At 45.7% G+C, this 7,120-nt stretch carries 7 protein-coding genes, 4 tRNA genes and 1 rRNA gene; 4 read left to right on the plus strand and 8 right to left on the minus strand.

What is annotated here, in order from left to right; genetic code table 11:
* From Q365_RS25830 to Q365_RS0118075, 5 genes are all read right to left on the minus strand, one after another.
* On the minus strand, positions 1–96 hold a 96-nt coding region (locus Q365_RS25830; protein WP_001967706.1), incomplete at its 3' end, for a GTP-binding protein.
* Between the two features lie 108 nt (positions 97–204).
* Positions 205–280: transfer RNA gene (locus Q365_RS0118060), tRNA-Thr, on the minus strand.
* 10 nt (positions 281–290) lie between these two features.
* Positions 291–365 (minus strand) — tRNA-Gly (locus Q365_RS0118065).
* 39 nt (positions 366–404) lie between these two features.
* A tRNA-Tyr gene (locus Q365_RS0118070) sits at positions 405–489 on the minus strand.
* A 22-nt stretch (positions 490–511) separates the two neighbouring features.
* Positions 512–587, minus strand: a tRNA-Thr gene (locus Q365_RS0118075).
* A 210-nt stretch (positions 588–797) separates the two neighbouring features.
* Between Q365_RS0118075 and coaA the strand changes: the two genes are divergently transcribed.
* Entirely contained in the window at positions 798–1,733 is a 936-nt protein-coding gene (coaA, locus tag Q365_RS0118080; protein WP_028024659.1) for a type I pantothenate kinase, read from the plus strand.
* 6 nt (positions 1,734–1,739) lie between these two features.
* Here the strand turns inward: coaA and birA are convergent, their stop codons facing one another.
* Both birA and murB read right to left on the minus strand, forming a co-directional pair.
* Entirely contained in the window at positions 1,740–2,708 is a 969-nt protein-coding gene (birA, locus tag Q365_RS0118085) for a bifunctional biotin--[acetyl-CoA-carboxylase] ligase/biotin operon repressor BirA (RefSeq protein WP_028024660.1), read from the minus strand.
* Positions 2,696–3,736: a UDP-N-acetylmuramate dehydrogenase gene (murB, locus tag Q365_RS0118090; RefSeq protein ID WP_028024661.1), complete on the minus strand. Its 1,041-nt coding sequence runs from the start codon at positions 3,734–3,736 to the stop codon at positions 2,696–2,698. Before murB ends, birA begins: the two co-directional genes overlap by 13 nt.
* Positions 3,737–3,817: 81 nt before the next feature.
* On the opposite strand from murB, the gene Q365_RS0118095 reads away from it, so the two are divergent.
* The 3 genes from Q365_RS0118095 to Q365_RS0118105 all read left to right on the plus strand — a co-directional run bounded on the left by Q365_RS0118095 (position 3,818) and on the right by Q365_RS0118105 (position 6,344).
* A complete protein-coding gene (locus tag Q365_RS0118095; RefSeq protein WP_028024662.1) occupies positions 3,818–4,246 on the plus strand; it encodes a GNAT family N-acetyltransferase in 429 nt (142 codons plus the stop codon).
* Positions 4,247–4,363: 117 nt separating this feature from the next.
* Complete coding sequence (pssA, locus tag Q365_RS0118100; RefSeq protein WP_028024663.1) at positions 4,364–5,713, plus strand: CDP-diacylglycerol--serine O-phosphatidyltransferase; 1,350 nt, start codon at positions 4,364–4,366, stop codon at positions 5,711–5,713.
* Between the two features lie 10 nt (positions 5,714–5,723).
* Complete coding sequence (locus Q365_RS0118105) at positions 5,724–6,344, plus strand: isochorismatase family protein (protein ID WP_028024664.1); 621 nt, start codon at positions 5,724–5,726, stop codon at positions 6,342–6,344.
* A 513-nt stretch (positions 6,345–6,857) separates the two neighbouring features.
* Here Q365_RS0118105 and rrf read toward each other — a convergent pair.
* A 5S ribosomal RNA gene (gene rrf / locus Q365_RS0118110) occupies positions 6,858–6,973 on the minus strand.
* Positions 6,974–7,120 lie beyond the last annotated feature (147 nt).

Here is a 7,120-nt window from a genome sequence, read left to right on the forward strand (position 1 = left end):
GATTGCTGCAGTTAGAGTGGTTTTACCGTGGTCAACGTGGCCGATAGTACCAACGTTAACGTGCGGTTTCGTACGTTCAAATTTTTCTTTAGACATGACAGTCCCTCTAAGCACGGTATTTTGGTGGCTTAACGACCACACAACCAACAAATGGATTTATGTTGAGTATAAATCAAATGGCTTGAGTAACTTGTAAGAGAAAGATGGTGCTGATACCCAGATTCGAACTGGGGACCTCACCCTTACCAAGGGTGCACTCTACCAACTGAGCTATATCAGCACTTTAGAATTGGAGCGGGCAGCGGGAATCGAACCCGCATCATCAGCTTGGAAGGCTGAGGTAATAGCCATTATACGATGCCCGCTTTCAGTTTCTCGTAGAGCTATTCAAACTATTTGAAATATGGTGGTGGGAGAAGGATTCGAACCTTCGAAGGCTGAGCCGTCAGATTTACAGTCTGATCCCTTTGGCCACTCGGGAATCCCACCAAATTGTTTTGTATTGTCTTAATGGTGCCGGCTGCCGGAATCGAACTGGCGACCTACTGATTACAAGTCAGTTGCTCTACCAACTGAGCTAAGCCGGCGACAAGTGCTGCGCATTCTATGCAATGATTTTTGGGGTTGCAATAGCTAATTTAATTTTTTCTATTAAAACTATTCTTATGGCGTATAAATTCACCAATTCACGCATTTATTTAGCGAGATAGCGTTGGCTAAACTCAGCATCTTGCTTTCACTATCACTGGGGATAATGTATTGTCGCTGTCCTTACTCGAAACAGATTCATTTTAAGTATGAGCGATCTCTTAACGCCTTATTTGTCTTTTAATCGCCAACAATGGTCAGAACTTCGTGATTCTGTGCCAATGACGCTGGATGAGGATGACCTCGAACAGCTTCGTGGTATTAACGAGCATTTGACTATGAATGAAGTGCGAGACATCTATCTGCCTCTTTCTCGCCTTCTGAATCTGTACGTTAAAGCTCGAAAAGGACGCACGCAGGTTTTAGAGCACTTTCTAGACCAAAAAGGGAATACTGTCCCTTATATTATTGGAATAGCGGGTAGCGTTGCCGTGGGGAAAAGTACCACTGCTCGTCTGCTGAAAGCGCTTCTTGAGCGCTGGCCAGAGCACCCTAAAGTCGAGTTAATCACCACTGATGGTTTCTTGCATCCTAATGAGACACTAAAAGAACGCGAATTGATGAAGAAGAAGGGCTTTCCTTTGTCTTATGATATTCGCAAGTTAGTGCAGTTCGTATCTGATGTAAAATCCGGCAAACCTCGCGTCGAAGCGCCTGTGTATTCGCATTTGGTCTATGACGTCACCGAAAACATAAAGGTGGTTGAGCAACCGGATATTCTCATCGTAGAAGGCTTGAATGTACTTCAAAGTGGGATGGATTACCCGCATGACCCTCATCGCGTATTTATTTCAGACTTCCTCGATTTCTCAATTTACGTTGATGCGGAGAGCGATTTACTCAAAACCTGGTATATCGAGCGATTTATGGCATTTAGACAGGGTGCGTTTCAAAATCCGTCTTCTTACTTCCATCATTACACTGAGCTTTCAGAAGAAGAGGCCATGAAAACAGCGTCGGGGATTTGGGAAGAGATTAATGGAAAGAACTTGGTCGAGAATATTCTTCCAACCAGAGAACGTGCGGGCCTGATCTTACAAAAAGGGACAAACCACGCCGTTCAAACCGTGATGGTGCGGAAATAGCTCAAGCTAATCGTTGGCTCGGAGACTAATCTCACCGCCAAGATAAGGGGTAATGCCGGAATCAGTTTCCAATAGCAGCGCCCCTTGCTCGTTGATGCCGCGCGCGATACCTTCAACAACTCGCTCACCTAGCAACAATTTCACTGACCGCCCTTTAAAGTTATCGTACTTATCCCATTCGGCGACAAAGCCAGCCATACCTGTTTCTTCATACTGCTTAAGTGAATCCGTAACACCATTGATAAGGGCTGCGGCCAATGTATTCTTAGCAGGTAAAGTATGACAAGCATCTTTCAAATTGGCCCAATTCTGATCAACTGCATCCACGGTATCAGACATTGAAACATTCAATCCCATACCAATGACTAAGTGAGCAGCGTCTCCCGCTTGCCCTGTCATTTCGACCAAAATACCGGCAAGCTTTCGATCATTCCAGTATAGGTCATTAGGCCACTTAACCTTCACATCATTGGCTCCGAGTTTTGCTAATGTTTCTGCCATGGACACACCAACAACTAAACTCAACCCCATCGCCGCTGCCATTCCAGCATCAAGGCGCCAATACATGGATAGATATAGATTGGCACCAAATGGTGAGAACCAAGTTCTACCGCGTCGACCGCGTCCACTTTGCTGATATTCAGCTAAACACGCTGTACCCGAGGCTAATTGACCAACGCGATCCATCAAGTACTGATTCGTCGAGCCAATGACTGGAATAAGTGAAAAACTAGGTGCGTCTAGTGCCTCTTTTAGCTTCTGTTCTTCGAGCAAATCGAGAGGTGATGGCAGGCAATAGCCTTTCCCTTGAACGCGATAGACATCCAACCCCCATTGCTGAAGCACTTTGATGTGCTTGCTAATAGCCGCTCGGCTCATACCCAACTCTTGACCAAGCTTTTCACCGGAATGGAAATGCCCGTCAGCCAAAATTCGAATAAGCGCCAAACGTGGTGTGTTGTCTATCGCTGGCATATGGCCTCCAAGTGCGTTTCTGCAGTGCGTCCAATGAAACGGACTTCATGTTCGAGCTTGACGCCAAACTGGCGGTGAACAGTATCTACAACCTCTTGAGCTAAGGTGATCACATCAAGTGACGTAGCCTTATCAGCATTTGTAAGTACCAACGCCTGCTGCTTGTGTACAGCCGCACCGCCAACTCTATGGCCTTTCAACCCACATTGGTCTATCAACCAGCCTGCTGCCAATTTAACTTCTGCATCGTTGACATGAAAGCACGGCATATTTGGATGAGCAGCAAGTAAACTGTCTCCGAGAGACTTGGTAACAACAGGGTTCTTAAAGAAGCTGCCTGCATTGCCTATCACTTTGGGATCAGGGAGCTTAGAGCGGCGGATTTCGCAAACCATGTCATAGACATCTTTGGCGGTCAGGTCTTCTTTATCCTGCAACTGACTAAGCGCCCCATACCCCAGAACAGGTTGCCATTGCTTTGGCAGACGGAAACCCACGCCTGTTACAATAGCAGTGTCTTTGAGGTGACGTTTGAACACCGAATCTCGGTATCCGAATTCGCACTCTAGAGCAGACAATCGCTTAATCTGCCCATTATCTAAAAGCAATACATCAACATAGTCACAATACGCTTTTAGTTCGACGCCATATGCGCCGATATTTTGAATCGGTGCGGAACCCACAAGCCCAGGAATAAGTGCGAGATTTTCGAGACCTGGCATATCTTGTTCCACCGTCCAAGTGACCAAGTCATGCCAGTTTTCACCACCTGCTACATGCAGCAGCCATTCACTGCCCGACTCTTTGACTGTGATGCCTTTTAAACGATTAAGAACGACGATCCCTTCAAAATCTTCGCAGAAGAGTAGATTGCTCCCCTCACCCACAATTAGTTTTGGCTCAGAGGGGTTCTGCGCCCACACCTGCAAAAAATCTTCGGCAGTATTCGCTTCAATAATATCTTTTGCATTTAGTTCCAAGCCAAACGTATGGTATGGCTTGAGTGATGTGCTAGTGAGTTTTTTCATTCGGCTCGCGGTTTCATTTGCAATGACTAGTAGCCGTGTATACTACCGCATCCGCCTAAAATTCGCAGTGATTTGATAACCATGGCCGACTATAGATATCTTCCGTTAGATACATTACGTTTCCCTTTGATTGCACGCTTTTACAAAGACTATTACCCAGCAGGGAAACCCAAGAAAGACGAGGTCATTTGGACAATGGAAGGTTCAGATGGCCTGTTAGGTGCGGTGCGTTTCCGCCAGTTCGAGAGCTTTCAGCTTCTAACTGGAATGCTGATCCATCCTGACGTTAGGCGACAGAAGCTGGGGAAAGCATTTCTTAACGCCATCGAAAAGCAAACGGAATCTAAACGCTGTTATTGTCTAGCCTATCGCTATCTCATACCGCTTTATGAAGACGCGGCATTTGAGGTCATTGATGCAGATGCCCTACCCGAAGAACTCAAAGGTCGCTATATCAGTTACTGTAACAGTGGCAAAGATCTCGTACCAATGCTGTATTTGGCAAAATAACAGTATCAATTCGAGATAACAGACACATCCAGAACACTGGAAATCGCGTATTTTCTGGTACAATGCAGGGTTTGATTTGCATAAATACGACCATCAGTCGAAGTTAATGAGGCAACAATGGATTCAGCTACTGCAAATAAGCAGTTGATCGATCAGCTACCAAAAATTGCACATCGTCCCGAGCAGCTTGAAACACTGCTTGACGCCGCATCTTTTAGAGAGCGCTTATTGCATGAAATTGCACAAGCTAAGTCTCGAATTTATTTGGTCGCTCTATATCTTCAAGACGATGAAGCAGGACGGTCGATCCTTGATGCGCTCTACGAAGCAAAGCAAAAGAACCCGAGACTAGACGTTAAAGTACTCGTTGATTGGCATCGTGCTCAACGTGGTTTGATAGGTGCTGAGAAATCTGATGGTAATGCAGGACTCTATCGCGAATATTCAGAGAAATATGTCCATAAAGTGGACATTCTTGGTGTACCAGTAAGAAACCGAGAAGTCTTCGGTGTACTGCACTTGAAGGGCTTCATCATTGATGAAACAGTTATCTACAGCGGTGCTAGCCTTAACGATGTTTACTTGGCTCAGCATGACCGATATCGCTATGACCGCTATCATGTGATTCACAGCAAAGCGCTGGCTGATAGCATGGCGAACTTCATATCAAACACGTTGGTCGCGAGTGATGCAGTGAACTGCTTATCGCAACCAAGCCGCCCAGAGACTAAAGCGTTAAAGCCAGCAATTCGTAACCTACGAGCTCGACTACAAAGCGCTAGCTACAGCTTTATTTCTCAGCATATTAATGAGGATCAAGTTGGCTTAACACCAATGGTTGGCTTGGGTAAGCGTAAGAACTTCCTCAATACTCAAATCTGCAGATTAATTGCAAGCGCTCATGAAGAATTGACGATTTGTACACCTTACTTCAATCCTCCACGAAGTGTGATGCGAGAAATCAGACGTGCGCTTCGTCGTGGCGTTAGCATCACTATTATCGTCGGCGACAAAACGGCAAATGATTTCTACATCCCGCCGGATGAGCCCTTCAAAACGATCTCAGGACTGCCTTATCTTTACGAAATCAATCTGCGTAACTTTGCGCGTCGCAATGAGGCTGCAATTGCCAAGCGCCAATTGAAAATCCACCTTTGGAAACATGATAACAATAGTTTCCATTTGAAGGGTATCTGGGTAGATCGCAGCTACATGCTACTCACCGGTAACAACCTTAACCCTCGTGCATGGAAGCTCGATCTAGAGAATGCGATATTACTTCACGACAAGCATGGACTGCTTGAAAACGAAGCACAGCGAGAGATCGATAAGATCCTTGAGCACACACAGCTCATTGGTAGCTACAAACAAATTGAGAAATTGGAAGTCTACCCGACTCAAGTGCGAACACTTCTAAAGCGGATCAAGCGGATCAGAGCAGATCATCTGCTCAATCAGATCCTGTAAGGAGACTCAGGTGATTGCATCTATCGACGTCGACCCGCAGAAAACATTTACCTCATTATGCCCAAACGAGCTGCCAGTTTTTGAAGGTCACTTGATTGGAAAGGCGCTTAACAATCAGGCCAAACATGCTCAACTACGAGTTTTGACTAAAGACGCTCATCCAGCCAATGCCGTTTGGGTAGTCGACGCTCACGATAAAATGTTGATGCCATTAGAGCATACCAATGCCGATTTGACATGGGTCTCACATGCAGTGCCGGGCACTGAAGGCTTTGAGGTCATTCCTGATCTCCCTGGCGTTACTGCCTATGATCATGTTATCTGGAAAGGTGTTGAACCCGACTTACACCCTTATGGTGCATGCTTTCACGACATCCATGAGAAACTCAGTACAGGGTTGATCGAGTGGCTTAACGCTAAGCAGGTATCGACGGTTTTGGTTGGAGGATTGGCAACAGATTATTGCGTGAAAACAACAGCCCTTCAGCTTAAACAACATGGTCAGTTTGATGTTTGGGTCAACTTAGAAGCCTGTCGTGGCATTGCGAACGATACAACAGTCGTAGCCTGCCAAGAGATGATAGATGCAGGTATCCGTGTTATCGACTCATTGGAAGAGTTCCAAGCATAGGCATTGAACAATATTAGCAACAGACAGCACCGCACTAGCGGTGCTTTTTTGTATCTAACGGTTGGCGTTTTATCACTGAAGCCACTTATTTTATCTTCACCAACATGATGTTGTCGTACCTAGTGCTCTGAACAGCCTTTATTCACTTATTGACGCTCACGCTATGCGAGTAGGCCAATTGTCTAGGTGCTTGCTATACCTTAGAGAAATCAGCTTATAACTGACCAAGCGACAAGGTCTGTTTTGTCACTGGACGTAGGTAAGTTTTTCGCTGTGTGTTGGACTCGTTGGTACCGGCTTCTAGAAAGCCTAATGAGTCCTTCGCAAAGTCCTTATAAGCCTTCAACTAAAAGTCCTTATAAGCCTTCAACCAAAGCTGACCGGCATGGTGGATGTTCATACACCGTTATCGGTCTATTTTCGCTTAAACGCAAAAAAGCCCTGACCGTCAGGTCAGGGCTTTTTGTTTTTTTGCCTTCATCTTTTTCTGAAAAAGATGAAAACGAATTTGAAGCCTGGCGATGTCCTACTCTCACATGGGGAGACCCCACACTACCATCGGCGCTGTTACGTTTCACTACTGAGTTCGGCATGGAGTCAGGTGGGTCCATAACGCTATGGTCGCCAAGCAAATCTTGTTGTGTTTCCCGCATTCGCGAAAAACTAAAATCTGGGAAAATTCTGACTAGCTTCTCTTACACATTCAATGTTCTTATCTGAGTCCGCTAAAACCCCTTGGGTGTTGTATGGTTAAGCCTCACGGGCAATTAGTATCA

The organism is Enterovibrio calviensis DSM 14347 (genome assembly GCF_000621165.1).
GTDB classification, from domain to species: Bacteria; Pseudomonadota; Gammaproteobacteria; order Enterobacterales; family Vibrionaceae; genus Enterovibrio; species Enterovibrio calviensis.

Excerpts from the sequence above, each read along its gene's own strand:
- pssA (WP_028024663.1), top strand. The coding sequence starts at position 4,364 with ATGGATTCAGCTACTGCAAATAAGCAGTTGATCGATCAGCTACCAAAA.
- birA (WP_028024660.1), bottom strand. The coding sequence starts at position 2,708 with ATGCCAGCGATAGACAACACACCACGTTTGGCGCTTATTCGAATTTTG.
- murB (WP_028024661.1), bottom strand. The coding sequence starts at position 3,736 with ATGAAAAAACTCACTAGCACATCACTCAAGCCATACCATACGTTTGGC.
- coaA (WP_028024659.1), top strand. The coding sequence starts at position 798 with ATGAGCGATCTCTTAACGCCTTATTTGTCTTTTAATCGCCAACAATGG.
- Q365_RS0118095 (WP_028024662.1), top strand. The coding sequence starts at position 3,818 with ATGGCCGACTATAGATATCTTCCGTTAGATACATTACGTTTCCCTTTG.